The organism is Streptomyces sp. Tu6071, from assembly GCF_000213055.1.
GTDB classification, from domain to species: Bacteria; Actinomycetota; Actinomycetes; order Streptomycetales; family Streptomycetaceae; genus Streptomyces; species Streptomyces evansiae.
Map to the genome: position 1 here is coordinate 5,441,317 of NZ_CM001165.1, position 22,231 is coordinate 5,463,547.

Annotated in this window: 21 protein-coding genes and 1 pseudogene; 11 read left to right on the plus strand and 11 right to left on the minus strand. The window is 73.3% G+C overall.

The genetic code is table 11. The features are described 5' to 3' along the window. Nucleotides 1-19: 19 nt before the first annotated feature. The 3 genes from STTU_RS22795 to STTU_RS22805 all read right to left on the minus strand — a co-directional run bounded on the left by STTU_RS22795 (nt 20) and on the right by STTU_RS22805 (nt 2,214). The gene (locus STTU_RS22795) at nt 20-508 is read right to left on the minus strand and encodes a DinB family protein (RefSeq protein ID WP_009065133.1); all 489 of its coding nucleotides are present in this window, start codon (nt 506-508) and stop codon (nt 20-22) included. A gap of 156 nt (nt 509-664) precedes the next feature. After that, nucleotides 665-1,699, minus strand: a complete 1,035-nt coding sequence (locus tag STTU_RS22800) for a hypothetical protein (protein ID WP_007827221.1) — start codon at nt 1,697-1,699, stop codon at nt 665-667. A 74-nt stretch (nt 1,700-1,773) separates the two neighbouring features. Continuing rightward, nucleotides 1,774-2,214 (minus strand): SRPBCC family protein, encoded by a 441-nt coding sequence (locus tag STTU_RS22805; protein ID WP_007827223.1) that lies wholly within the window; start codon nt 2,212-2,214, stop codon nt 1,774-1,776. A 449-nt stretch (nt 2,215-2,663) separates the two neighbouring features. On the opposite strand from STTU_RS22805, the gene STTU_RS22810 reads away from it, so the two are divergent. After that, nucleotides 2,664-3,038, plus strand: coding sequence for a hypothetical protein (locus STTU_RS22810; RefSeq protein WP_043256025.1), 375 nt, complete (start codon nt 2,664-2,666; stop codon nt 3,036-3,038). Nucleotides 3,039-3,048: 10 nt separating this feature from the next. Here STTU_RS22810 and STTU_RS22815 read toward each other — a convergent pair whose 3' ends face one another. The 4 genes and pseudogenes from STTU_RS22815 to STTU_RS22825 all read right to left on the minus strand — a co-directional run bounded on the left by STTU_RS22815 (nt 3,049) and on the right by STTU_RS22825 (nt 5,224). Continuing rightward, on the minus strand, nt 3,049-3,819 hold the full coding sequence (locus tag STTU_RS22815) for a YqjF family protein (RefSeq protein WP_007827226.1): 771 nt from the start codon (nt 3,817-3,819) through the stop codon (nt 3,049-3,051). Nucleotides 3,820-3,846: 27 nt separating this feature from the next. Then, nucleotides 3,847-4,020: pseudogene (locus STTU_RS35635) on the minus strand (aminoglycoside phosphotransferase family protein); the annotation flags it as partial. Between the two features lie 159 nt (nt 4,021-4,179). Beyond that, nucleotides 4,180-4,383: a DUF397 domain-containing protein gene (locus STTU_RS22820; RefSeq protein WP_007827230.1), complete on the minus strand. Its 204-nt coding sequence runs from the start codon at nt 4,381-4,383 to the stop codon at nt 4,180-4,182. Beyond that, the gene (locus STTU_RS22825; RefSeq protein ID WP_043256029.1) at nt 4,358-5,224 is read right to left on the minus strand and encodes a helix-turn-helix domain-containing protein; all 867 of its coding nucleotides are present in this window, start codon (nt 5,222-5,224) and stop codon (nt 4,358-4,360) included. The genes STTU_RS22820 and STTU_RS22825 overlap by 26 nt, the downstream gene beginning before the upstream one ends. Before the next feature lie 118 nt (nt 5,225-5,342). Here STTU_RS22825 and STTU_RS34720 point away from each other — a divergent pair, with 118 nt between their 5' ends. The 3 genes from STTU_RS34720 to STTU_RS22835 all read left to right on the plus strand — a co-directional run bounded on the left by STTU_RS34720 (nt 5,343) and on the right by STTU_RS22835 (nt 7,493). Then, nucleotides 5,343-5,576 (plus strand): hypothetical protein, encoded by a 234-nt coding sequence (locus tag STTU_RS34720; RefSeq protein ID WP_009065115.1) that lies wholly within the window; start codon nt 5,343-5,345, stop codon nt 5,574-5,576. Further along, nucleotides 5,573-5,788, plus strand: a complete 216-nt coding sequence (locus STTU_RS22830) for a hypothetical protein (protein ID WP_043256031.1) — start codon at nt 5,573-5,575, stop codon at nt 5,786-5,788. Before STTU_RS34720 ends, STTU_RS22830 begins: the two co-directional genes overlap by 4 nt. Before the next feature lie 298 nt (nt 5,789-6,086). Then, nucleotides 6,087-7,493, plus strand: a complete 1,407-nt coding sequence (locus STTU_RS22835) for a DUF7507 domain-containing protein (RefSeq protein WP_007827235.1) — start codon at nt 6,087-6,089, stop codon at nt 7,491-7,493. An 82-nt stretch (nt 7,494-7,575) separates the two neighbouring features. On the opposite strand, the gene STTU_RS22840 is transcribed toward STTU_RS22835, so the two are convergent. Next, nucleotides 7,576-8,778 (minus strand): M23 family metallopeptidase, encoded by a 1,203-nt coding sequence (locus STTU_RS22840; RefSeq protein WP_007827242.1) that lies wholly within the window; start codon nt 8,776-8,778, stop codon nt 7,576-7,578. A 291-nt stretch (nt 8,779-9,069) separates the two neighbouring features. Then, nucleotides 9,070-11,886, minus strand: a complete 2,817-nt coding sequence (locus STTU_RS22845) for an AAA family ATPase (RefSeq protein WP_007827243.1) — start codon at nt 11,884-11,886, stop codon at nt 9,070-9,072. A 356-nt stretch (nt 11,887-12,242) separates the two neighbouring features. Here STTU_RS22845 and STTU_RS22850 point away from each other — a divergent pair, with 356 nt between their 5' ends. From STTU_RS22850 to STTU_RS22860, 3 genes are all read left to right on the plus strand, one after another. Further along, nucleotides 12,243-12,896: a response regulator transcription factor gene (locus tag STTU_RS22850; RefSeq protein WP_050794888.1), complete on the plus strand. Its 654-nt coding sequence runs from the start codon at nt 12,243-12,245 to the stop codon at nt 12,894-12,896. 185 nt (nt 12,897-13,081) lie between these two features. Next, the gene (locus STTU_RS22855) at nt 13,082-13,747 is read left to right on the plus strand and encodes a DUF4255 domain-containing protein (protein ID WP_007827246.1); all 666 of its coding nucleotides are present in this window, start codon (nt 13,082-13,084) and stop codon (nt 13,745-13,747) included. Continuing rightward, entirely contained in the window at nt 13,744-15,744 is a 2,001-nt protein-coding gene (locus STTU_RS22860; RefSeq protein ID WP_043256034.1) for an ATP-binding protein, read from the plus strand. Before STTU_RS22855 ends, STTU_RS22860 begins: the two co-directional genes overlap by 4 nt. A gap of 83 nt (nt 15,745-15,827) precedes the next feature. Here the strand turns inward: STTU_RS22860 and STTU_RS22865 are convergent, their stop codons facing one another. Both STTU_RS22865 and STTU_RS22870 read right to left on the minus strand, forming a co-directional pair. Next, on the minus strand, nt 15,828-17,270 hold the full coding sequence (locus STTU_RS22865) for a hypothetical protein (protein ID WP_007827249.1): 1,443 nt from the start codon (nt 17,268-17,270) through the stop codon (nt 15,828-15,830). 167 nt (nt 17,271-17,437) lie between these two features. After that, nucleotides 17,438-18,853 (minus strand): hypothetical protein, encoded by a 1,416-nt coding sequence (locus STTU_RS22870; protein ID WP_007827250.1) that lies wholly within the window; start codon nt 18,851-18,853, stop codon nt 17,438-17,440. Nucleotides 18,854-19,120: 267 nt separating this feature from the next. On the opposite strand from STTU_RS22870, the gene STTU_RS22875 reads away from it, so the two are divergent. The 4 genes from STTU_RS22875 (at nt 19,121) to STTU_RS35015 (ending at nt 21,981) form a co-directional block, all read left to right on the plus strand. Further along, nucleotides 19,121-20,701 (plus strand): phage tail sheath subtilisin-like domain-containing protein, encoded by a 1,581-nt coding sequence (locus STTU_RS22875; RefSeq protein WP_007827252.1) that lies wholly within the window; start codon nt 19,121-19,123, stop codon nt 20,699-20,701. A 190-nt stretch (nt 20,702-20,891) separates the two neighbouring features. Then, on the plus strand, nt 20,892-21,335 hold the full coding sequence (locus tag STTU_RS22880; protein ID WP_007827253.1) for a phage tail protein: 444 nt from the start codon (nt 20,892-20,894) through the stop codon (nt 21,333-21,335). Next, on the plus strand, nt 21,335-21,829 hold the full coding sequence (locus STTU_RS22885; RefSeq protein ID WP_007827254.1) for a hypothetical protein: 495 nt from the start codon (nt 21,335-21,337) through the stop codon (nt 21,827-21,829). The genes STTU_RS22880 and STTU_RS22885 overlap by 1 nt, the downstream gene beginning before the upstream one ends. Next, a complete protein-coding gene (locus STTU_RS35015; protein ID WP_010271180.1) occupies nt 21,826-21,981 on the plus strand; it encodes a DUF6760 family protein in 156 nt (51 codons plus the stop codon). The genes STTU_RS22885 and STTU_RS35015 overlap by 4 nt, the downstream gene beginning before the upstream one ends. Nucleotides 21,982-22,231: the final 250 nt, after the last annotated feature.

Genomic DNA, 22,231 nt, shown 5'->3' on the forward strand with positions numbered 1-22,231 from the left:
CCGGGCGGGCGGCCGGGGCTCAGCGGGGTCCCAGACCCGTCCGCCCGTCGATGAGTTCGCGGACGGCGTCCAGGTGCCCGGCGTGCCGTGCCGTCTCCTCGATCATGTGCAGGACGACGCCGCGCACGTCGTCCAGTTCCGCCCCCATCGGCTCGGGGTGGCGGCCCATCGTGAGCGAGGAGAGCGGAGTACAGGCGAGCACCTCGTCGGAGATACGACACTGGTCCGCGTAGAAGGCGAAGACGGTTTCCGGGGGTCGCGGGGTCGTCAACCGAACCGGGGGTTCGGGCCAGTCGAGCGGTTCGGCCTTCCCGCGGATGACCTCCTGGAACCAGTGCCGCTCCGCGTACCCGAGGTGCTCCACGAGCCCGAGCGGTGTCCACCCGGAGGGCAGCACCGCCGTGGTGAGCGCCTGCGTGTCCAATCCCGCCACCACGGCGAGCACGCTGGCGCGCTGGGCCGCGAGAAACACCGAAAGAGCTTCTTTCTCCGTGCTGTCCTTGTCCATGCGGTGCATGCTGCCATTGACAACGGGCCCTGGCGCAAGGCCAATTCAACGCCAAATGAGGCGCGATCGCGCTGTCGGCGTCCCAGGCGTCCCGGGCGTCCCAGGCGTCCCTGGCGTCCCTGGCGTCTCCGGCGTCCCTCGCGCTCCCGCCCCTCCTCAGCCCCCCGCCCAGTACGCCGTCCGTACGGTGCCCTCGGTGAACTCCCGGCGGGGCAGGGTGAGTCCGAGGGATGTCTCCAAGGCGTGGAAGTAGAGCGCGTACGGGTCGGTCAGTTCGGGGTGGTCGAACTCGGCGCGCCGAAGCGCGCGGTTGAGGAAGTCCAGTGCGCCGCCGCGCCGGTAGGGGGCACGGCCGTAGGAGTAGGCCCGCAGTTCCATCGCGCCAAGGTCGCCGTCGTCGACGACGTGGTCGTCCTTGACGTACTGGAACGTGTAGATGGCCTTCGCCATCGTGGCCGTGAGCCACACGCTCTCCCTGACGCCGAGCGCCGTGTACGCCGCCGTGTCCGCGAAGGCTCCCGGCGGGGTCTCGTGGTGGAGCAGGTACGCCCAGCCGCCCGCCTGCCCGTACGCGCAGCTCTCCCACTCCCGCTCGTCGTGCGCCCGGCCGCCGTCCACGGCCCGGAGGTCCCTCAGCCGGGTGCCCTCGGCGACCTGCGCGGGGTCGGCCCCGTACAGCAGCGCCAGGCGCTCCGCGTCGACGGGTCGTCCGGGGGCCGTGCGGAAGAAGGCGAGGCACGTGTACGGGTCCTGGTTCCGCCAGGACCTCGCGCTCCACGCGAAGCCGTCGAGCGGGTCCCGCCCGCACGGGGCGAGCGCCCCCGGGGCGCCGAGGCCGCCGCCCCGGAAACGCCTGCCCCACTCCGGCTCGATCCGCTCCAGCGTGTCGGCCGCCTCCGCCAGGTCCTCGCTCCGCTCCCGTATCGCGGTCTCGGCGACGAGGTAGAGGACGTCCCCCGGATCGCGGCTCGTGAAGCTCTCCTCGTACGCGCCGACCCGGCCCCGTACCGTGCCGTCCGCCTCCAGGAGCAGGCACAGGCCGCCGGTCCCCTCCTCCCCGGCGTGCTCCGCGTACGCGTCCAGTTCGTCCTCCGTGTCCGCGAGGAAGGGGAACGGGACGCCGTGGAGCAGCGGGTGCGAGGCGGCGGTCCGCTGCCAGGCATCGGCGAGCGACCGGTGGGTGATCTTCATGAGCGGGAGCTTAGGGAGGGGCACCGACAGTGAAGGGGGGCGCGCCCGGTTCCACGGGACGCCCCCGGTCCGTCCTACACGTCGTCGCGGACCCGCCCCGCCTCCAGCTCGGCGAGCTTCTGGAACTCGCCCAGGTCGTAGTTGGCGAGGGTCGCGTCGAGATTGGTGAGGGCGCCCAGGTGCTCGACGAAGCCCTCGGGCTCGTACTCGATCTGGAGCGTGACGCGGCTCTCGGTGGCGCTCAGCCGGTGGAAGGTGACCACCCCGGCGTGGTGCACGCCCTGGATCGTGCGCCAGGCGATGCGCTCGCCCGGGACGACCTCGGTCAGCTCGGCGACGAACTCCTTGTCCACGCCGGGCAGGGCGAGTTGCCAGACGAAGGTCACCTCGTCCGTGCGCTGGACGTGCTTGACGTGGCTGAGGAAGGCGGGCCAGCGCTCCACGTTCTCCCACAGCCCCCAGCTCACCGCCACCGGGGCCTTGATGTCGACGGCTTCGAGCAGCGAGGACGCCATGAGGGGTCTCCTTGTCCGGGGTGGGCGCCGGCCGGTCGGCCGGTCCACGGGCGGGTACCCCGTCCTGCCCGGAACTCTCCGGTCCGTGAGTGCCGTCCCGCGGCCGGTCCCGCGCCCGGGGGTGAACGCCGTGGCGCGTGGATGCCCTCGCACCGGACCCGCACGAGTCCGCGTGGCCCGTCCGCGCCTGGCCCCTCCACGCGTACCCCCACCACGCGTGCCCCCGCGCGCGACCGCCCATGACCCGGCGCACGCCGTCCCACGACCGGGTGATTCGCGCGGAGGCCCCCGAGCGCCCGCGCCCCCGCGCCGGTCGGCCCGCGCCCCGTACCGGCCCCTTTAACCCGCCCCGGGGGCCGCTCCCGCGCCCCGCGCCGTGTCCTACCGTGGCTGCCCCACGGCCCGGTGCCACTCGGCGCGGCCCGGCTCGGCTCGGAGAGGGGTGCGGTGTGCACGGCGGCCTGACGGAACACGCGCGGTGTTTGTTCGGGGACGAGTACCGGGAGGTGCCCGAGTGCGGGCTCGAACACCGGGTGCACTACTTCGTCGAGGAGCTGACCTTCGCCGCGCCCGACGACATCCTCGGGATGCTGCACGCGCTGTGCCCGCACGGCGTGGACGGGCTGCTCCCCGTCTGGGTGCGCAATCTCGCGTACCGGCTCGTCCTCCTCCAGCGGCCCGACGAGCCCGCCCTGCTCCGCGAGGCGGCCGGGAACCTGTGGATGCACGGGCCCGAGTGGGACGAGATCGCCGCCGGGCTGCGGCGCCGCGCGGCGTTCCTGGAGGCCGAGCCCGCGAGGAGCGAGGGGGCGGAGGCGGGGTGACCGGCCGCCGTCACGCCCTTGCCGCCGCTCGGGCGAGGCGGCCGAAGCGCACCCTGACGCCGGGGGACCAGAGGACGCTCAGCGGCGGCCCGCCGGGCGCGGGCAGCCCTGCGGCGGGGATCAACGCGTCGTCGAGGTCGAGGAGTTCCGCGCGGTGCAGGGGCCAGCGGGGATGGATGTTGGGCAGGTGTCCCGAGCGTCCGAAGAACGTGTGGTGCATGCCCCAGCGGGCGGTCAGGAAGTGTTCCAGAGGGGTGGGCTCCGCGATCGGCTCGCCGACGCGCACGGAGATCCGGCTGTGCGTGCCCCGGGGGCCGGGCAGGCGACGGCGGGTGCGGTAGGTGACGGTGTCCGCGTCGCGGGCGACCTTCATGCGGGCCCAGAAGTAGGGCAGTTGGAAGAAGGCGCGGGCGATGGCGACCGGCAGCAGCCGGGACGCCTCCAGGGAGAGGAAGACCACCGCGCGGCGCCCGTGCCGGTCCACCGAGTACAGGCGCACATTGGTCTCGGGGAACGTCCCGAAGTAGGGGACGCCCGGCAGCCCGAACCAGCCCACGCGGTGCATCCGGAAGGCCACCAGGCCGATGTAGGTGCGGCCGTCGTGCGTGTCCGGCACGGTGCCGGCCGGGAGGAGGGGAGCGACGTCGGCCGGGTCCGCCGCCCAGTGCAGGAAGGCCACGTCGAGCCAGGACTGGGTCAGCAGGGTGCGCGACAACCGCCGCACCGGCTCGGGCGTGATCGGCTCCACGGACGGCTCCTCGGCGGGCTTGGCAGGTGACATGGCGGCAGCGTTCCCCGTCCGGCCGGATCAACGCCGCACGGCGCGCGGAGCGTCGGCGCTTCCCGGGCACGACGGGCCGCCGCCCGGGGGAGCGTCGGCCTGCCTCAGCGCCTCCGTCAGATCGTGCTCGGCGATTCCCGCCATGGAGGCCCGGTCGGGGAAGCCGCCGTCGAGCAGCCGCAGGGGGCCCGCCGTACGGGACCGTAGACCGCTGGGTGGGTACGTGGACCGGCTCGGCGGGGCGAGGTGTCGGCCGGGGCGTCGGCGCACGGGGCGCCTCGGTCGTGTGCGGCCCCGCTGCGGGAAGCGGAGCGCCGTCCAACGGTGCGCCTCAATTGAGTCGCGTGCGGGGTGTGTTGATCAGTGGTCCTGGCGGACGGCGAGGTGGGAGAGGAAGGCGGACCAGGTGGGGGTGGAGAAGGTGAGGACGGGACCGGCGGGGGTTTTGCTGTCACGGGCGGCGGTCACGGTGGGGGAGGGGGCGACCTCGACGCACTCCGAACCTTGCGTGTCCGAGTAGCTCGACTTGCGCCAGTTGCTAGCCCAGTTGCTTTGCGTGTACATCCGCGTGCGTTCCTTGCGTGAGGGACGAGATGAGTTCGAGCGAAGTCTCTGGCGAGAGTGCCGCACTCCGCAGGCCAGCGTAAACCTCGAACGCGTACTCCACGGTCTCCGGTTCGTCCCGAGCGATGCTGTTGGACAGTGCCTCTGTATAGAGAACGGAAGGTGTGTCCTCGAAGCGGAAGAGGGAGAAGGGATTGACCGAAGCGCCGATGGCTCCAGCCGTGAAGGGCAGCACCTGAATGACGGCCTTCTTGGTGAGAACGCAGTCGGCGAGGTGGCGCAACTGTTCCCGCAAGACGTCTGGTCCGCCCACCGGCGTATGCAGCGCGGTCTCGTGAATGACCACCCACAGTTGCAGGGCCTTCGGGCCGCTCAGGAGAGCCGCGCGTTGCACCCGAGCCTTGATGAGTTCCTCGATCTCGGGGTCGTCGGCGGGGGCGAACGGGCGAGAGGCCCGGAAGATGGCGTCCGCGTACCGCCGCGTCTGGAGGATGCCCGGAACCCGCGTGGCTTCGAAGGCGTTTACGGCTACGGCCTCCCGTTCCATCTCGAAGAAGGGAAGCGCGAACGGGGGAAACGGCCCCTGGTCCTTGATGAGTTTCTGGATGATCCGCCAGAAGGTGCCGTTCGTCTTCAACGCCTGGTCGAGCCTCTTCGCCACGTCCTCCATCGGTTTGCGCCGACCGGCCTCGAACTGTGCGATGTAGCTGGCCGAGACGAATACCCGCTCCGCCAAATCGGCCTGTGTGAGCCCGGCCGCCTCCCGGAGCCGTCGCAGCTCCTCGCCGAAGTACTGCCACGTGAGAAGGCGGAGGGGGTCGCCGGGAGAGACGTTCGTCATGCGCTGGCTCCTTACAGTCCCGGTGTCAAGCGGTGGCTACTTCACAACGTAAGCGGAGCGCAAGAGCCTTGAAGGGCGGAATCCGCGAAACAACCCGATCCAACTACGAGGTGAACCCATGCCCCCCAACTCCCCCCAGCACGCCCCCGCTTGTGTTTCCGACGCCGAGGATGCCGTGGCCGAACTCCGGGCCGCTCTCGCCGCCAACGGGCTCCGGCTGCCCTCGCTCTCGCTCGATCTCGCCTCCGTCGCCCGTGAGGCGCCGTGCCCGCACGTCACTCTCGGTGGGTGCTCGCCCGAACTCGCCGCGAAGCTCGCCGCCGTGTTGCGGCGGAAGGCGGTCGGCGCGTGACGTTCAAGGCCGGGGCCTACGTCGTGGACACCGTCACCGACACGGTCGGCATCGTCGAGGCCGCCGCGCCGGAGGTCGTCGTCATGCGGCCCATCGGGGGCGGCGCGCTCTGGGGGCGGCACACGAGTGAGGTGCGGCTCGCCGAGACGATGGAGCGGCTGCGGGCCGAGACGCGGTACCTGAACGCCCGCAGCCGGGGTGAGCGGCTGTAGGCAGGGGTCCCCACGGGTGGGCGGGGTCAATGTCGCGCCCACCCGTTCGTCCTTCCGGGTCCCCGGAGCAGGCCGTTTTCGGTCAGTGCGGGGGAGACGGGCGGGGCGCGGGCGGCGCCCGGGACGCCTGATGCCGTCCGACGAGGGGCCCGCCCCGCCCCCGTACCGGAGAACCGTGGCCGAAACCGCGCCACGACACTTGGCCAGTGCTTGCGGAGCGCGCTGTACGGGGCCGTACTCGCGCGCTGTAGTGCTGCTCCGTGGCGGCCCCCGGCCGCCGAAGTGAAGGGGGAGCACCATGACCACACCGTCCACGCCGCTCCGCGTCAGCCTCGTCAACGGCAGTTTCGAGTCGCCCGCCGTCAGCGGGTTCGAGATCCTGCCGGACGCCTCGCAGCCGCAGGCGCGCAAGTTCGTGCCGGGGTGGCGCACGACGGCCACCGACCACATGGTGGAGCTCTGGCGCACCGGCTTCAACGGCGTCCCGTCCACCGACGGGCAGCAGTTCGCCGAACTCAACGCCAACCAGGTCTCCACGCTCTACCAGGACCTGCCGACCACGCCCGGCACGAAGCTCTACTGGCGGCTCTTCCACCGGGGGCGGCAGGGCCGCGACACGATGGCGCTCGACATCGGACCCGTCAACGCACCCGTGGAACAAGGGAGGTTCACGGACGGCAACACCGCCTGGGGCCGCTACACCGGTACGTACGTCGTCCCCGCCGGGCAGACGCTCACCCGCTTCGCCTTCCGCTCGGTCTCGGCCGCCGGGGGCAACCAGGGCATCGGGAACTTCCTCGACGGCATCTTCTTCGGCACCGCGCCCCGCGTCGAGCTGACCAAGATCGCCGTGCCGCAGGGGCCGTTGGACGTCGGCGACGTGCTCACCTACCGCGTCACGGCGCGCAACGAGGGCGGCGGGCCCGCCGAGAACCTCGTCCTCACCGACGTACTGCCGGAGCACACGACGTACGTGCCCGGTTCGCTCCGGATCGTCGACGGGCCCGGGGCCGGGGCGAAGACCGACGCGCGGGGCGACGACCAGGCGTACTACGACGCCGCCGCGCGCACCGTGTTCTACCACCTCGGCGCGGGCGCGAACGCGACGGTGGGCGGGAGCCTCGCCAACACCGCCGATCTGCCGGACGGTTCGACGATCGAGTACCGCGTGCGGATCGACCTCGCGGCCGGGGGCACACGGCTCGTGAACACGGCGCGGGCGACGTACGAGAACCGGCTGGGCGACCAGCCCGAACCGCTCACCGCGACCTCCGACGAGGCGGCCACGGAGGTCAATCCGGCCGCCGACCTCGGCCTCGTCAAGTCCGCCGACCTCACGAGCGTGACCGTGGGGCAGACGGTCACGTACCGGATCACGGTGCGCAACGCGGGGCCGAACAGGGCGACGGGCGTCGTCGTCGCCGACCGGCTGCCCGCGAGCCTCGCCTTCCTCTCCGCCAAGGCTCACCCCGGGAGTTGGGACGCCGGAGCGGGGCTGTGGACGGTCGGTGATCTCGCGGTGGGCGCGAGCGCGACGCTCGTCCTGCGGGTCAAGGCGACGCGCGCGTGCCGCCTCGTGAACACGGCCACGGTGACCGGTCGCGAGCTGGATCCGGCGCCCGGGAACAACACGGACAGCGTCGTCGTGTGCGTCGAACCGGCGCCGCTGTGCTGCGATCCCTGTGTGCCGCGCGAGAGGTGCTGACCGGAGGGAGACGAGACGGAGCCGGGCCGCGGGGGCCGGTGGAGCGAGGGGGCGGGGCGCCGTCGGGACGAGCCCTCCGCCCTCAGCCCCCCACCCCCAGCCACGGCATCGGGTCGTTGTAATAGCCGTCCCTGATGACCTCGAAGTGCAGGTGCGGGCCTGTCGAGAGGCCCGTCGAGCCGACGTCGCCGAGGAGCGTGCCCGTCGTCACGTGCTGGCCGTTCGTCACGTGCATCGCGGAGAGGTGGCTGTACGTCGTCTGCACGTGGGCGCCGCTGATCGTGCCGTGGTCGACGACGATCCGGTTCCCGTACGCCTTCGTCAGCGCCGCGAAGACCACCGTGCCCTCGCGCGCCGCCGTCACCGGGGTGCCCTGCGCGGCCGGGAAGTCGACGCCCGTGTGGAGCTTCGTCACGTGCGTGAGCGGGTGCTCGCGGGTGCCGTACGGGGAGCTGACGGAGTGCGTCGCCGAGGGCCAGGCGAGGACGGCCGAGGTCGGCGCCGCCCCCTGGCCGGGGCTCGCGTCACCCTTGTCGAAGGTCTTGTAGTGCTTGGCGAGCTTCTCGATCTTCTTGACGTACGCGGTCGCCTTCGCGGGCACCTTGCCCGCCTTCGTGACCTCCGCCGTGCTCCTCGTGTACGCCGCGAGTGTCAGGTCGAGGAGGTCGCCGTTGACCGTGCCGCTCGTGCGCGCCTCCGTCACCTCGTCGGCGAGCGCGCAGTCCTGGCGGCCGAGCGCCATGATCGCGTCGACCGGTTCCTTCGGCGAGGACGTGCCGTTGCCGTCCGCGTCCTTGCCCCACTTCTTCCAGCCCGCCTCGTCGAAGCCCGCGATCCCCGAGGGCCCGGTCAGCGCCGCGCTGTCGGTGTTCCAGCCCGAGTACGCGTCGATCTGCGCGGCCAGGACGGAGGGCCGCAGCACCGTGCACGCCCCTGCCGCCTGCTTGAGCCACGGCACGAACGAGTCGTCCACGAGAGCCGTCGCGTCGGCCTCCTCGGCGGCGGGCGTGCGCGCGGGCTCCTCGTCCTCCGCGCCGGGAGGCTTCCCCGCCACGGTGAGGAAGACGACGGAGCCGACGAGGACGGTGAGGCCGGGCAGGGCGAGGAGCGTGAAGGGGCCGGGGCGGCGGCGCTTCCGCGCGGGCTTCCGGGCTTCCTCCTGCTCGGACACGGCCGGGGCGTCCTCCGGCTCGGACACGGCCGGGGCGTCCCCCGGCTCGGACACGGAGTGTTCGGGCTCGCGCGCGGGCTGCTCGGGCTCGGGGGCGGGGGACGGCTCGTTCACCGGTCGCGACTTCCTGGAAGAGGGCCACACGGGCCGTGGGAACACGGCTGCCCGCCGGACGCTACGGGAGCGCGGCGCGGATGTCAGGAGCCGCGGAGGCAGCACCGCGTGACCGGGCGGGCAGCACCGCCCCGTACGCGAGGCCACCCCGCCCCGCCGCCCTCTCAGCCACTCCGCCCCCGCACCTGCCCCGCTCCCGCCGCCCCGCCCTTTCAGCCGCCCCGCTTCCCCGCCGCCCTCTCAGCCACTCCGCCCCCGCTCCGGCCCCGCCCCTTCAGCCGCCCCGCACCCTCACCCCCGCACCCCCCGCCCCAGTGCCCGTGTCAGCTCGCCCCGCTGCCGTATCCCCAACTTCCGGTACGCGTGCGTCAGATGGGTCTCCACCGTGCGCAGCGCCAAGTGCAACTGCGCCGCTATCTCGCTGTTCGTGCGGCCCTCCGAGGCCAGCCGCGCGATGCGGTGCTCGCCCGCCGTGAGCACCGCGCCGGAGGCACCGGCCGGGCCCGCCGGGCCCTTCGTGCCGAGCGCCGTCTCCGCCTCGGCCCGCAGCCGCCGGGCCCCCGCCTGGTCCGCGCGGCCCGCCGCCTCGCGCAGCGCGGGCAGGCCCGCCGCGTCGTCGCCCGCAGCGCGCAGCGCCCGCCCGTACGACAGCAGCGCCTCGATCAGCTCCGTGTCCGCCGGGGAGTCCCGCAGCAACTCCACCGCCTCACGGAGCAGTTCGATGCGGCCCGTCACCACGCCCAGGACTCGCAGCGCCCTGCCGAGCGGGCGCGGCGTGCCCCACACCCGGGCGAGCCGCAGCTCCGCCTCGGCGAGCGCCACCGCCTCGTCCCGCTCGCCCAGCGCGAAGCGGCACAGCGCCGCCGCCGAGCGCCACGGCGTCACGACCGGCGAGACCACGGTGCGGCTCGCCTGCCGCCGCCCGCACTCCAGGAAGTCGTGGAGCGCCGCCGTCGTCTCGCCGCTCGCCGCGCGCAGCAGCCCCCGCGCGTACAGGAAGCGGTTCAACTCCCAGGAGTCCGGGGCCTCCCGCAGGTCGAAGCCCTCGGCGAAGTGCTGGGCCTCGCGGGTGCGGCCCGTCTCGACGAGCGCGATGAGAGCGTGCGCGTCGCCGTTCGCCGGACCCGGCTGCCGCAGCGCCGCCGAGCGGGCCCGCGAGGCGGCGAGCACCCAGTCCCAGGCACCGCGCGCGGCGGCCAGGTCGGTGCGGATGTTGTGCAGCGCGTGGTGCATCGGGTGCAGCACCGAGAAGGTACGGCCGAGCAGCGCGCGGTCCACGAGCCGTTCCGCCTCGTCGAGTTCGTCCGCCCACTGCGCGACCGCCGCGAGCGTGCCGAGCAGGAAGGGTTCCGCGAGCGGTTCGGCGGGCTCCGCGAGCAGCGCGCGGATGCGCCGCACCGCGTCCCGCGCCGAGCACACCCCGGCCGTCACCTCGTACCGCAGCAGCAGCGCCCGCCCCGCCGGGCCGACCGCCGCCGGGCACCGCTCCGCCTCCTCGCCGAGCCAGTCGTACATCTCCCTGCGCAGCTCCAGGTCCCGGTCCGAGAGCTGGACGAGCGCGACACGGGCGGCCCGCGCGGGCGCCGAGTCCGGCTCCTCGGCGGCGGCCGTGCGCAGCACCTGCGCGCCCGCACGGGTCTCGCCGCGCCCGAAGAGCGCGGTGCCGAGCGCGATCGCCGCGTGCACGCGCTCGTGCCCCGGGGCGGGCAGGCGCACGGCCTCGACGAGGCGCGGGATGCCGTCCGCCGCCGCGTCGAAGAAGTACTCCAGGGAGCCCAGTTCGGTGAGCAACCGGCGCCGCAAGGTGTCGGGGAGCGGTTCGTGCAGGGCGCGGCGCAGGAACGCGGCGGCGTCGTCGAGGCGCGCGTCGTCGAGCGCCGCCGTCGCCGCGTCGCCCAGGACCCGCGAGGCCCACGGGGCGCCGACCGTGCCCGCGTGCAGGAGCCGCCGCGCGACCGGTTCGGCGCGGTCGCCGCGCCGCAGCAGCGCCTCGGCCGCCTCGCGGTGCGCCAGTCGGCGGCGCGCGTCCGTCCAGCCCGCGAGGACCGCGTCCCGCAGCAGCGGGTGGGCCCAGCGGACCGCGTCCGGCCCGCCCGTGAGCGGCCCGAGGTGGGTCATCGCGGTGAGCCACCCCGCCGTGCGCGGCGCCTCGGTGCCCGCCGCGCCCGCCAACAGCTCGGGACCGCGCGCGTCCCCGCCGCGCTCCGCCCGCGTCCCGGCGCCGTCCGTCTCCTCCAGCGCCGCGAGGGTCCGCGCCACCCGTCCCGTCGCGGGGCCCGCGCTCTCCAGCCACCACGCGACGGCCGCCGCGTACGCGCCCGGGTAGAGCGCCGCGCAGGACACCGGGACCCGCTCGGCGGGCAGGCCCGCGAGGTCGTCGAGCAGGGCGTGCAGGAGCAGCGGGTTGCGCGCCCCGGCCCGTACGACGTCGGCGACCCATGCCGCGCCCGCCTCGGGGCGTGCCGCGCGCACGAGCGCCTCGGCGGCCTCCTGCCCGAGCGGTGCGAGCGTGTGCGTACGGACGAGGTCGGGCGGGAGCCGGTGCGTGAGCCCGGCGGGACGCAACTCGACGTCGTACTGACTGCGTTCGGTCGCCACGACGAGGACGGGCAACGTGTCGATCCGCTCCGCCGCGCCCACCAGCCAGCGCCGCGAGGCCCCGTCGGCGTGGTGCACGTCGTCGACCGTCACGAGGACGGGACCCCGCTCGGCGTAGGCGCGCAGCGTCTCCCAGCAGCGGTCCGACTCGGCCTGCGCGTCCGCGCCGTAGAACGGCGGCCGTCCCTCCGGGCCCCGCCCGAGGAACTGCCGTACGGTCCCGAGCGCTTCGCCGTCCTTGTCCGGGGCGCACCGCGCGCGCAGCACCCGCACGCCGCGCCCCTCGGCGCCCGCCGCCACCGCGTCGAGCAGCGCGGTACGGCCCGTCCCGGTCGCTCCGCGCAGCAGCACGAGGCGGCCCCGGCCCGCGCGGGCCCTGGCGGTCTCGGCGGCGAGGAGGGCGAGGGCCTCGGCGCGCTCGACGAGGGCGGCGGTGGGCTCCGGCGCGGTGGTGCCGGAGCCGGAGCCGGAGCGAGGTGCCGGGGAGGCGGCGGGTTCCGTGGGGGTCATGGCTGCCTCCTGAGGGGTGCCCGGTGGGGGACCGCTCGGGGGAGCGGTGGTGCGGGGGCGGCGGGGGGTGCGGTGGCCGGGGCGGCCGGGGTCGTGAAAGAGGGTGTGGCGACGGTGGGTGGTGACGTACTGTCGGGCCGAGTGGTGAAGACGGGGCCGGCGCCTCCGCGGTTCCCGCGATCACGAGGCCCGAACGGGCCACCGGCGTCCGGCGGACCGTGAGGGGCGGGCGGCCTTCTCGTGGTACGGATCGTGGTCGTCCACGATTGCGCGGGGCGGGTGCGGCTCGTGAGGATGGTGGTGACCACGACGTCCTCCGGCTGCCGCCGGGGGCTGCACGACCGATACGGGGATACCTGTTGATACAGAGATCCGGTACTCCGGCGCACGACGTACGGGAGCGGATCGCCGTGACCGTGACGGCGTCCGACCCGCTCACCCGAGAAGGCGCCGTCAGCCAGTTGCGGCGTGAACCCGAGATAGAACTGCGCGAGGAACCGGGCCCGGGGTCCGTGGCACTGCTCATCGAGGAGGGACTCGACGAGGACGCGTTCGCGCGCCTGCGCCGCGCCGTGCGCAGCGAGGGCTCGCGCGCGGTGCTCGTCGTGGGGGCCGTGCGCGAGAGCGAACTCCTCGACCTCATCGAGTGCGGTGTACGCGCCGTCGTCTGGCGCCGCGAGGCGACCGGCCCGCGTCTCGTGCAGGCGGTACGGGTCGCGGCGCGCGGCGAGGGGGAACTCCCCGCCGACCTGCTCGGACGCCTCATCAGCCAGGTCGGGACGCTGCACCGGGGGAACGGCGCGGCGGGCGGTACGACGCTGGGACTCGCACCGCGCGAGGCGGATGTGCTGCGCCTGGTCGCCGAAGGGCTGGACACCGGTGAGATCGCCGGGAAGCTCTCCTATTCCGAGCGCACCGTGAAGAACGTGATGCACGGTCTCACCACTCGGCTCCACCTGCGCAACCGCGCACACGCCGTGGCTTATGCCTTACGGCAGGGCTATATCTGACCGAAAAGACGGCAATGCCTTTCGCGAGAGTGAAAATTTGACCGAACCGGTAACTTATCAGGCGGCTCTGGCCGTCTGACGGTCGCCGGTGCGCGGAACAGCGCGTCCCGCCCACGGAGAGCCCTCGCAACCCGCCCACGCAAAAGGGCACGTGAGACGCGTGCCACGACGAGGAGAGCACCGCGGTGATCCACGAGGTCGACGAGGTCGTCAAACGCCTCCTGGGCGGGGGAGCGCTGGCCGGCACGGGGATCGACATCTCCTTCGAGGCCCCCAGCCGGGACTGGGCGGCACGGCGTACGGGGCCCTCGGTCAATGTGTACCTGTACGACATTCGCGAGGACGTGAACCGGCGTCAGCGCGGGCAGGTGCCCGTGCGGGACGCGCGTGACATCGTCGTACGACGCAAGCAGCCCCCGCGCTGGTTCCGCCTCTCGTACCTCGTGACCGCCTGGACCCGCACACCGCAGGACGAGCACCGCCTGCTCTCGGCCGTGCTCGCGAGCCTCCTGCCGCACGAACTCCTGCCCGCGGCGACCCTGCCGCCCGCGCTCGCCGCGCTCGGCCTCTCGGTGCCGCTCAGCGTCGCGAGCGCGCAGACCGAGGCGCGGTCCTTCGCCGAGATCTGGTCCGCGCTCGACGGCGAGCTGAAGCCCTCGCTCGACCTCGCCCTCACGGTCCCCTTCCCCGCCCACCCCGAGTACGACGCGGGCCCGCCCGTCACCGAGGGCGCCGCGGTCCGCGTACGGGCGGTCGGCGAGCCGTCCGTCACGAGCGAGCGCGCGCACACGCCACGCCAGATCGAGGCGGCGCGCGCGGCGCGGCGCGGAGCCGTGGAGGAGGGACGATGACCGCTCCCGCCGTCACCACGACGCCCGGGGCGAGCCTTCCCGCCCGCCTCGACGCCCTCCGGCACCGCGTGGCCGCCCTCGTCGCCGACCGGGCGGCCGGCGACCCCACGGCGGACGACCCGCTGCGCGGCCTCTACATCTCGCCCGACACCGTGCGCAGGCTCCTCGACGGCCCGCCGCACGAGGACGACGGCCTGCCGGACGGCGCCGAGGCCCCCTCCCGGCCTGTACCGCCCGAGTCCGCGCCCGGCGGCGACCGCTTCGCCGCGCTCGCCACGCGCTGCGGCCTCACCGCCACCGAGCAGGCGATCCTGCTCCTCGCGCTCGCGCCCGACGTCGACCGCTCCTTCGAGACGCTGTACGGCTACCTCAACGACGACGTGAGCCGCCGCCGCGCCTCCACCGGCCTCGCCCTCGACCTGTGCGGCCTCTCCGCCGCCGATCCGGGGGCCCGCGCCCGCTTCCACGCCTCGGCCCCGCTCGTCCGCCTCGGCCTGCTCCGCGTCGACGAGCCCGAGGCGCCCTTCCTCGGCCGCGTCCTGCGCGTACCGGACCGCCTCGTCGCGCACCTCCTCGGCGACGACACCCCCGATCCCGTGCTCGCCGGGCTGCTCGGGCCCGTACCCGCGGCGCCCCCGGACGCGCTCACCGAGCGGCTCGCCGCGCTCCTCACCCGTCCGCTGCCCCCGCTCACGCACCTGCGCGAGCGGCGCGAGGGCGACGGGCTCGCGAGCGCGGGCGCCGCGCTCGCCGCAGCCGGGCGCGAGGCGCTGCACTGCGCGCCGCCGGAGGACGGGGAACTCCCCGCCGAGGCCCTGCTCCTCGAAGCGCGACTGCGCGACGCCGTCCTCGTCGTCTCGCCGCTGCCCGCGCAGGCCGCCGCGCTCGTCCGCACGCTCGGCGCCGGGGAGGTGCCGCTCGTCCTCACCGGGCAGACGGCCTTCGACCCCGAGTGGGGCGCCGCCGTGCTCCTGGACGCCCCGCCCGCGCACGCCCGCGCTGCCGAGCTGTGGGCCCGCGCGCTCGGTACGGAGCCGGACTTCGACCTCGCCGCGACCGTCGCCCCGTACCGGCTCCCCGGCGCCCGCGTGCGCCGCGCCGCCGCCTCGGCGCTCGAACTCGCCGCCTTCGACGGCACCCCGCTCACCGCCGCGCACCTGCGCCGGGCGGCCCGCCACCACACCTCCTCGGGGCTCGAACAGCACGCGCGGCGCATCGTCCCCGACGTCGGCTGGGACGACCTCGTCCTGCCCCCGGACCCCCTCTCCCACCTGCGCGAACTCGCCCTGCGCTGCCGCTACCGCGAGCAGGTGCTCGGGGACTGGCGGCTCAGCGCGGGCGGCGGCAGGGGGCGCGGCGTGCTCGCGCTCTTCGCGGGCGAGTCGGGGACGGGCAAGACGCTTTCCGCCGAGGTCATCGCCTACGAACTCGGCCTCGACCTCTACGTCGTCCAGCTCTCCTCCGTCGTCGACAAGTACGTGGGCGAGACGGAGAAGAACCTGGAGCGGATCTTCGCCGAGGCCGATCGCACCGACGCCGTGCTCCTCTTCGACGAGGCCGACGCCGTCTTCGGCAAGCGCTCCGAGGTCAAGAGCAGCCACGACAAGTACGCCAACATGGAGAGCGCCTACCTGCTGCAACGCCTCGAAGCCTTCGACGGCATCGCGGTCCTCACCACCAACCTCCGCGCCAACATCGACGACGCCTTCACGCGGCGCCTCGACCTCATCGTCGACTTCCCCTTCCCGGACGAGGAGCAGCGCCGCGCGCTGTGGCGGCACAGCCTCACGCACGTCCCGCACGCCCCGGACCTCGATCCCGGGGCGTGCGCGCGGGACTTCGAGCTGGCGGGCGGCGCGATCCGCAGCGCGGTCGTGACCGCCGCGTACGCCGCCGCCGCGCGGGGGGACAAGGTGACGGCGGCGGACCTGCGGACCGGGGCGGTGCGCGAGTACCGCAAGGCGGGGCGCATCGTGATGGAGGACGTGGGCTGGTGAACGGGGCACGGACCGTGCCCCGTACATGACGGTGCGCCGTGACCCCCCGGGGGGTCACGGCGCACCGTCATGAACGCTCCCGCTCAGTCGCGGGGCAGCAGCGCGAGCCCGTCGAGCGGGTTGCCGTTCGACGTGATGCCGATGAAGAGGTACTCGGGGCGCGGCTTGGCGCAGATGTAGTCCCCGAGGCTGTTCGTGTGGTGGAAGTGCACGATGTGGCACACCTGGCCGGTCCCCACGGTGACCTTCATCCCCGCGAACGTGGGCGGTTGCAGGTCGTCCTTGCCGCCCGGGTCGCCGATGTAGAGGTCCGAACCGTCCGGGATCACCTTCGTCGTCGGCCGCCACACGGGCTTCCCGCCGGGGTTGTTCACCAGCGCGGCGGCGCTGATGCCGTTCATGCCGTACGAGGCGATGTTGATCGCCGTGAACGGCTCCCCGAACGTCTTCCCGTCGGCGTTGATACCGGCGAAGTTGTCCTCGCAGTTCGGCTTGGACCAGTGGTCCTTCCCGATCCGGATGCGCATGCACATGTGCTTCTTGTCCGGCTTCTGGGTGGCGAGTCTGCGCACCGCCGTCGCGGCCGTCTCGACGGGGGGCTTCTTGGGCGCCGTCGACTCCTTGGGCTTCCCCCCGCCGCCGCCGTCGTTCTGCGACTGCGAGGGCTGGGGTTGTGCGGCCGGTGATTCGGCGGGGGCGGAGGGCTGGGCGGGGAGCGAGGGTTGTGCCGAGGGGCTGGGGGCGAGGGAGGAACCCACCTGCTCCATCTGTTCCTCGGCGCGGGTGGTGACGTTCGGCTTGTGCGCGAACCAGATCATGACGAAGGCGAGTACGAGGGCGAGGAGGATGCCGAGGAAGGTGGCGAGCCAGCGGGGCAGGAAGCCGCGCTGCACGTACGTGCCGTCGACGGCCTCGGGCGGGACGCCCGCGCGCTGGACGGAGACCTTGAAGGGGTGCTGTTCCTTCGAACCGAACCAGATGATCCGCTTGGGGCGCAGGGTGAGGTCGACGAAGTGGGCGCGGCCCGGCTCGATCTGCGCGTTGCCGGGGCGTATCTCGTAGGAGAGCTGGTCTCCGTTGTCCTCGCCGCTCATCGAGGTGGTGAGCTTGGTGTTGCCGAGGTTGTCGACGGCGAGTCTGGGCCTGCCGCGGAAGCGTCCCGCGACTGTCGGAGGGACGAGTTCGGCGCGCATCTCGGTGAAGGGCAGGATCGTGAGGTTGCCCTCGGGGACCGTGACCGCGTCGGGGTGTTCGGTCGGGGTGATGCGTACGGCGTAGGGGTTGGGGCCGGCCATCGCGTCCGGGGTGCGGGGCGGCGAGAAGGTCAGTTCGACGGTGCCGGTCGTGCCGGGGTAGAGGCGCAGGACGGCGGGTTCGGCGACGGTCCAGGGGGCCAGGTCGCCGACGGGTTCGAAGCGGTATTCGTCGACCACGTCCCCCGTGTTGCGCACACGGAGCCGCACGCGGGTGCTGCTGCCGGGCTCGACGGTCGCCGACGCTGGTTCGAGGGAGGTCCACAGGCTCACCCGGGCAGGCTAGTTGCCGCGTGAGAACGCGTCAGGGGGCGGCAGGGCACACCCGGTGCGCGAAAGGGCCATGTATGCGTACCCAGGAACGGGACGCACCATGCGTCCCGACTCCGGGCGCGGGACCCGTACTTCCGCGAGCAGGAGCCCCGCGCCCGCCGCCGCCGTCACACGTACTTGATGTACAGGAACATCCCGTCGATCGACTTGCTGTTGTCGTTGGTCCCGATGAAGAGCGACTCGGGCCTGGCCTTGTCGCAGACGAGGTCACCGCGGCTGTTCGTCACGTGGAAGTGCGCCACGTGGCAGATCTCGAACTTCCCGACGGTGATGTTCAGCCCGATCATGAACGGCGGGTAGTCCCCGCCGGCGCCGATGTAGATGTCCTGGTTGTCCCGCACCGGGGTCCACGGCAGCCACTTCGGCGTCCCCGAGGGGTCGGTCACGTGCGCCTGCGCCGAGATGCCGTCCACGCTCGACGCCGCGATGTTCATGCCCGTGATCGGCGGGCCCGTCCTGTCGAAGGCGCCGAGCGTGTTCTCGCAGACCGGCTTGCTCCACTTGCCGCCCTCGAAGCGCAGCCGGTAGCAGATGTGCGGCGCGTCCGGGTCCTCCTTGACCTTCCGGTGCAGCGCCGTCGCCGCCGTCTCCACGGGAGGCTTGCTCTCCTTCGGCTCGCCCCCGCCACCACCCCCGCCGCCGTCGTTCTGCGACTGCGAGGGCTGGGGTTGTGCGGCCGGTGATTCGGCGGGGGCGGAGGGCTGGGCGGGGAGCGAGGGTGGTGCCGAGGGGCTGGGGGCGAGGGAGGAACCCACCTGCTCCATCTGTTCCTCGGCGCGGGTGGTGACGTTCGGCTTGTGCGCGAACCAGAACATGACGAAGGCGAGGGCCAGCGCGAGGAGGATGCCGAGGAAGGTGGCGAGCCAGCGGGGCAGGAAGCCGCGCTGCACGTACGTGCCGTCGACCGCCTCCGGCGAGACCCCCGCGCGCTGCACCGCGACCTTGAAGGGGTGCTGCTCCTTCGAACCGAACCAGATGATCCGCTTCGGCCGCAGCGTCAGATCGACGAACTGCGCCCGCCCCGGCTCGATCTGCGCGTTGCCCGGCCGGATCTCGTACGAGAGGTGATCACCCGTGTCCTCGCCGCTCATCGACGTCGTCAGCTTGGTGTTGCCGAGGTTGTCGACCGCGAGTCTGGGCCTGCCGCGGAAGCGTCCCGCGACCGTCGTGGGCACGAGTTCGGCGCGCATCTCGGTGAAGGGCAGAATCGTGAGGTTGCCCTCGGGGACCGTCACCGCGTCGGGGTGCTCGGTCGGCGTGATGCGCACGGCGTACGGGTTGGGTCCCGCCGTCGCGTCCGGGGTGCGCGGGGGCGAGAAGGTCAGTTCGACGGTGCCGGTCGTGCCGGGGTAGAGGCGCAGGACGGCGGGTTCGGCGACGGTCCAGGGGGCCAGGTCGCCGACGGGTTCGAAGCGGTATTCGTCGACCACGTCCCCCGTGTTGCGCACGCGCAGCCGCACGCGGGTGCTGCTGCCGGGCTCGACGGTCGCCGACGCTGGTTCGAGGGAGGTCCACAGGCTCACCCGGGCAGGCTAGTTGCCACGTACGAGCACGTCAGGGGGCGTGAGGGCACACCCCGCTGCGCGAAGGGGACCCGTTCCGCGCCGGTACGGCCCGTACGCCCCATTGGCGGGACGCCACCGACGGGCCCCCGGCCCCTCCCCGTGCCCGTCTCGTGCCTCAGGGGGCAGGAGGAGTGCCCCGGACAAGGCACCCGCGGACGTTTCGACCGGCTCGCCGCGCGCGTGAGGGTGAAAGACGAGCATCGTGTACCCCGAGGAGATCAGAGCATGCCGTCGTACCTGTCGCCCGGCGTCTACGTCGAGGAGGTGGCCAGCGGATCGCGCCCGATCGAGGGAGTGGGCACCTCGGTGGCGGCCTTCGTCGGACTCGCGCCGACCGGGCCGCTCAACGAGCCGACCCTCGTCACCAACTGGACCCAGTACACGGCGGCCTTCGGCGAGTTCACCGAGGACTACTACCTCGCGCACTCGGTCTACGGCTTCTTCAACAACGGCGGTTCGGCCGCCTACGTCGTACGGGTCGGCGGTGCCCCGCAGGGCGCCTCCGCCGAGTCCGCGACCGACGCCGCCAAGCCCCGTACCCCCGCCGCGCTGACCGCCGGGGAGCCCCGCCAGCTCGGCACCTTCTCCGTCTCCGCGAGCGGCGAGACGCCCGCCGCGCGGCTCAGCGTCGAGGTCTCCGACCCCGAGGGCGAGGGCCCCGCCGAGCGCTTCAAGCTCATCGTCAAGGACGGCGAGAAGGCCGTCGAGACCTTCGACGTGAGCGCGAAGAAGGGCAACCGCGCCTACGTCGTGACGCAGGTCAAGGAGAACTCCCGCTACATCACGGTCACCGAGGCCGCGCCCGCCGCACAGCTCGCGCGCCCCGAGAACCAGTCGCTCGCCCTCCCCGCCGCCCAGCCCGCGGCCCCGCCCGCCGTCCGCGACGACGTCGCGACACCCGGCCCGGCCCAGTACCTCGGCGACAGCAGCGACCGCACCGGCTTCGGCGGCCTGGAGGCCGTCGACGAGATCTCGATGGTCGCCGTCCCCGACCTCATGGCCGCCTACCAGCGCGGCGCGATCGACCTGGAGGCCGTCAAGGCCGTCCAGCTCGGCCTCATCGCGCACTGCGAGCTGATGGGCGACCGCGTCGCCATCATCGACCCGCCGCCCGGCCTCAACGCCCAGCAGATCCGCGTCTGGCGCCAGGACACCGCCGGGTACGACTCGAAGTACGCGGCCCTGTACTACCCGTGGATCAAGTCCTTCGACCCGGCGAGCGGCCAGTCCCGCCTGGTCCCGCCGAGCGGTCACATCGCCGGCGTGTGGGCCCGCAACGACTCCGAGCGCGGCGTGCACAAGGCGCCCGCCAACGAGGTCGTGCGCGGCGCCGTCGACCTGGAGCTCCAGATCACGCGCGGCGAGCAGGACCTGCTCAACCCCATCGGCGTCAACTGCATCCGCGCCTTCCCGGGCCGGGGCATCCGCGTCTGGGGCGCCCGCACCCTCGCCTCCGACCCGGCGTGGCGCTACCTCAACATCCGCAGGTACTTCAACTACCTGGAGGAGTCCATCCTCATCGGCACCCAGTGGGTGGTCTTCGAGCCCAACGACCACCAGCTGTGGGCCCGCATCCGGCGCAACGTCTCCGCGTTCCTCGTCAACGAGTGGCGCTCCGGGGCCCTCTTCGGCGCGAAGCCCGAGGACGCCTACTACGTCAAGTGCGACGAGGAGACGAACCCGCCGGAGTCCGTCGACATCGGCCGCGTCATCTGCGAGATCGGCATCGCGCCCGTCAAGCCCGCCGAGTTCGTCGTCTTCCGCCTCGCCCAGTTCTCCAGCGGCAGCGGCGAGCTGGAGGAGTAGGGCCGTACGCGTCACGCCGAGGGCCCTCGCGACCGGGGGCCCTCCCGTGGTTGCCACACCCCCCTGATTTTCCCCGCACCACAGCCCCAGCGGCTCCGGCGGCCACAGCGGTTCCAGCAGCCCGAGCGGCTGCCACCACCCCCGTGGTCCCCGTAGCTCCAGCAGCCTCAGCAGCGCGAAGGACGAGCACATGAGTCTCCAGCCGGGCGATGCCCTCACATCGCACAATTTCGGCCTCCAGATCGACGGCGTCATGGTCGAGTACCTGGCCGAGGTCAGCGGCCTGAGCCTGGAACAGGACGTCATCGAGTACCAGCAGGTCTCGGCGCAGGGCGTCCCCGTCGTCAAGAAGATGCCGGGCGTCCAGAAGGCCGGCACCGCCACCGTCGTGCGCGGCATGACGCAGTCCAAGGCGTTCAACGACTGGATCAACCAGTCCGTGCGCGGCGAGATGAGCAGCGCCCGCAAGAACGCCACGATCATGGTGATGGACTACCAGAACAACCCGGTCAAGCGGTACAACATGCGCAACGCCTGGTGCAGCAAGATCGACACCAGCACCGTCAAGGCGGGCGAGGCCAGCGCCCTCACCGAGAGCGTGACGATCACCTTCGAAGAACTGGTCATCGAGTAATGCGGCGCACTGCTGCCCGGGCGGCGGGCGGCGGGCCCGTCCCGCCGCCCGCCGCCGCGGCGTCGGAGGAGCCGCTCGGCACGGGTCCCGTCACGGCCCCCGCGCCCTCCCCGGCACCCCGCCGCCTCCAGACCGAGTTCCCCTTCGAGCTTCCGCGCGGGTACGTGGACGACGCGGGCACGCTCCACCGCGAGGGCGTCATGCGGCTCGCGACGGCCCGCGACGAACTCGTGCCGCTGCGGGACGTACGGGTCCAGGAGAACCCCGCGTACCTGTCGGTCGTGCTCCTCGGCCGGGTCATCACCCGGCTCGGCACGCTGTCGCTCGTGCACGACGGGGTCGTGGAGAACATGTTCGCCTCTGACCTCGCCTTCCTCCAGGACTTCTACCGGCAGATCAACGCCGAGGGCCACACGCGCGCGGCGGTCGAGTGCCCGCACTGCGCGGAGCCCTTCGAGATCGACCTCGGCGGGAGCCGCCTGGGGGAATCGTGACGTACGCGAGCGACCGGCTGCACGAGGAGATCGCGTACGTCGCCTACCACTTCCACTGGGGCCAGGACGAGATCCTCGACCTCGAACACCACGACCGCCGCCGCTACGCCGAACACATCGCACGACTGGTGGCGCGGGGATCGGGGGGCTGAACGCATGGGGTTTCTGGAGCGGGTGCGACGCGGAGGCCGGGGAGTCTCCGCCCCGGCGGCGGGGACTGCCGGGGAGGGCGCCGCCGGGAGCGGGGCTGCCGGGGCGGGTGACTCGGGGGCGGGTGCTTCCGGGGCGGGGGTGTCGGCCGCTGAGGGGCCGGGTCCGGCCTCGGGTTCTGGCTTGGGTGCGGCTTCGGGTGCTGGCTCGGGCTCGGGTGTGGGTTCTGGCCCGGGTTCGGCTTCGGGTTCT

Coding starts and splice junctions, on each gene's coding strand:
- STTU_RS22845 (WP_007827243.1), bottom strand. CDS start 11,886: ATGACCCCCACGGAACCCGCCGCCTCCCCGGCACCTCGCTCCGGCTCC.
- STTU_RS22800 (WP_007827221.1), bottom strand. CDS start 1,699: ATGAAGATCACCCACCGGTCGCTCGCCGATGCCTGGCAGCGGACCGCC.
- STTU_RS22835 (WP_007827235.1), top strand. CDS start 6,087: ATGACCACACCGTCCACGCCGCTCCGCGTCAGCCTCGTCAACGGCAGT.
- STTU_RS22875 (WP_007827252.1), top strand. CDS start 19,121: ATGCCGTCGTACCTGTCGCCCGGCGTCTACGTCGAGGAGGTGGCCAGC.
- STTU_RS22860 (WP_043256034.1), top strand. CDS start 13,744: ATGACCGCTCCCGCCGTCACCACGACGCCCGGGGCGAGCCTTCCCGCC.
- STTU_RS22805 (WP_007827223.1), bottom strand. CDS start 2,214: ATGGCGTCCTCGCTGCTCGAAGCCGTCGACATCAAGGCCCCGGTGGCG.
- STTU_RS22885 (WP_007827254.1), top strand. CDS start 21,335: ATGCGGCGCACTGCTGCCCGGGCGGCGGGCGGCGGGCCCGTCCCGCCG.
- STTU_RS22815 (WP_007827226.1), bottom strand. CDS start 3,819: ATGTCACCTGCCAAGCCCGCCGAGGAGCCGTCCGTGGAGCCGATCACG.
- STTU_RS22795 (WP_009065133.1), bottom strand. CDS start 508: ATGGACAAGGACAGCACGGAGAAAGAAGCTCTTTCGGTGTTTCTCGCG.
- STTU_RS22820 (WP_007827230.1), bottom strand. CDS start 4,383: ATGTACACGCAAAGCAACTGGGCTAGCAACTGGCGCAAGTCGAGCTAC.
- STTU_RS22880 (WP_007827253.1), top strand. CDS start 20,892: ATGAGTCTCCAGCCGGGCGATGCCCTCACATCGCACAATTTCGGCCTC.
- STTU_RS22825 (WP_043256029.1), bottom strand. CDS start 5,224: ATGACGAACGTCTCTCCCGGCGACCCCCTCCGCCTTCTCACGTGGCAG.
- STTU_RS34720 (WP_009065115.1), top strand. CDS start 5,343: ATGCCCCCCAACTCCCCCCAGCACGCCCCCGCTTGTGTTTCCGACGCC.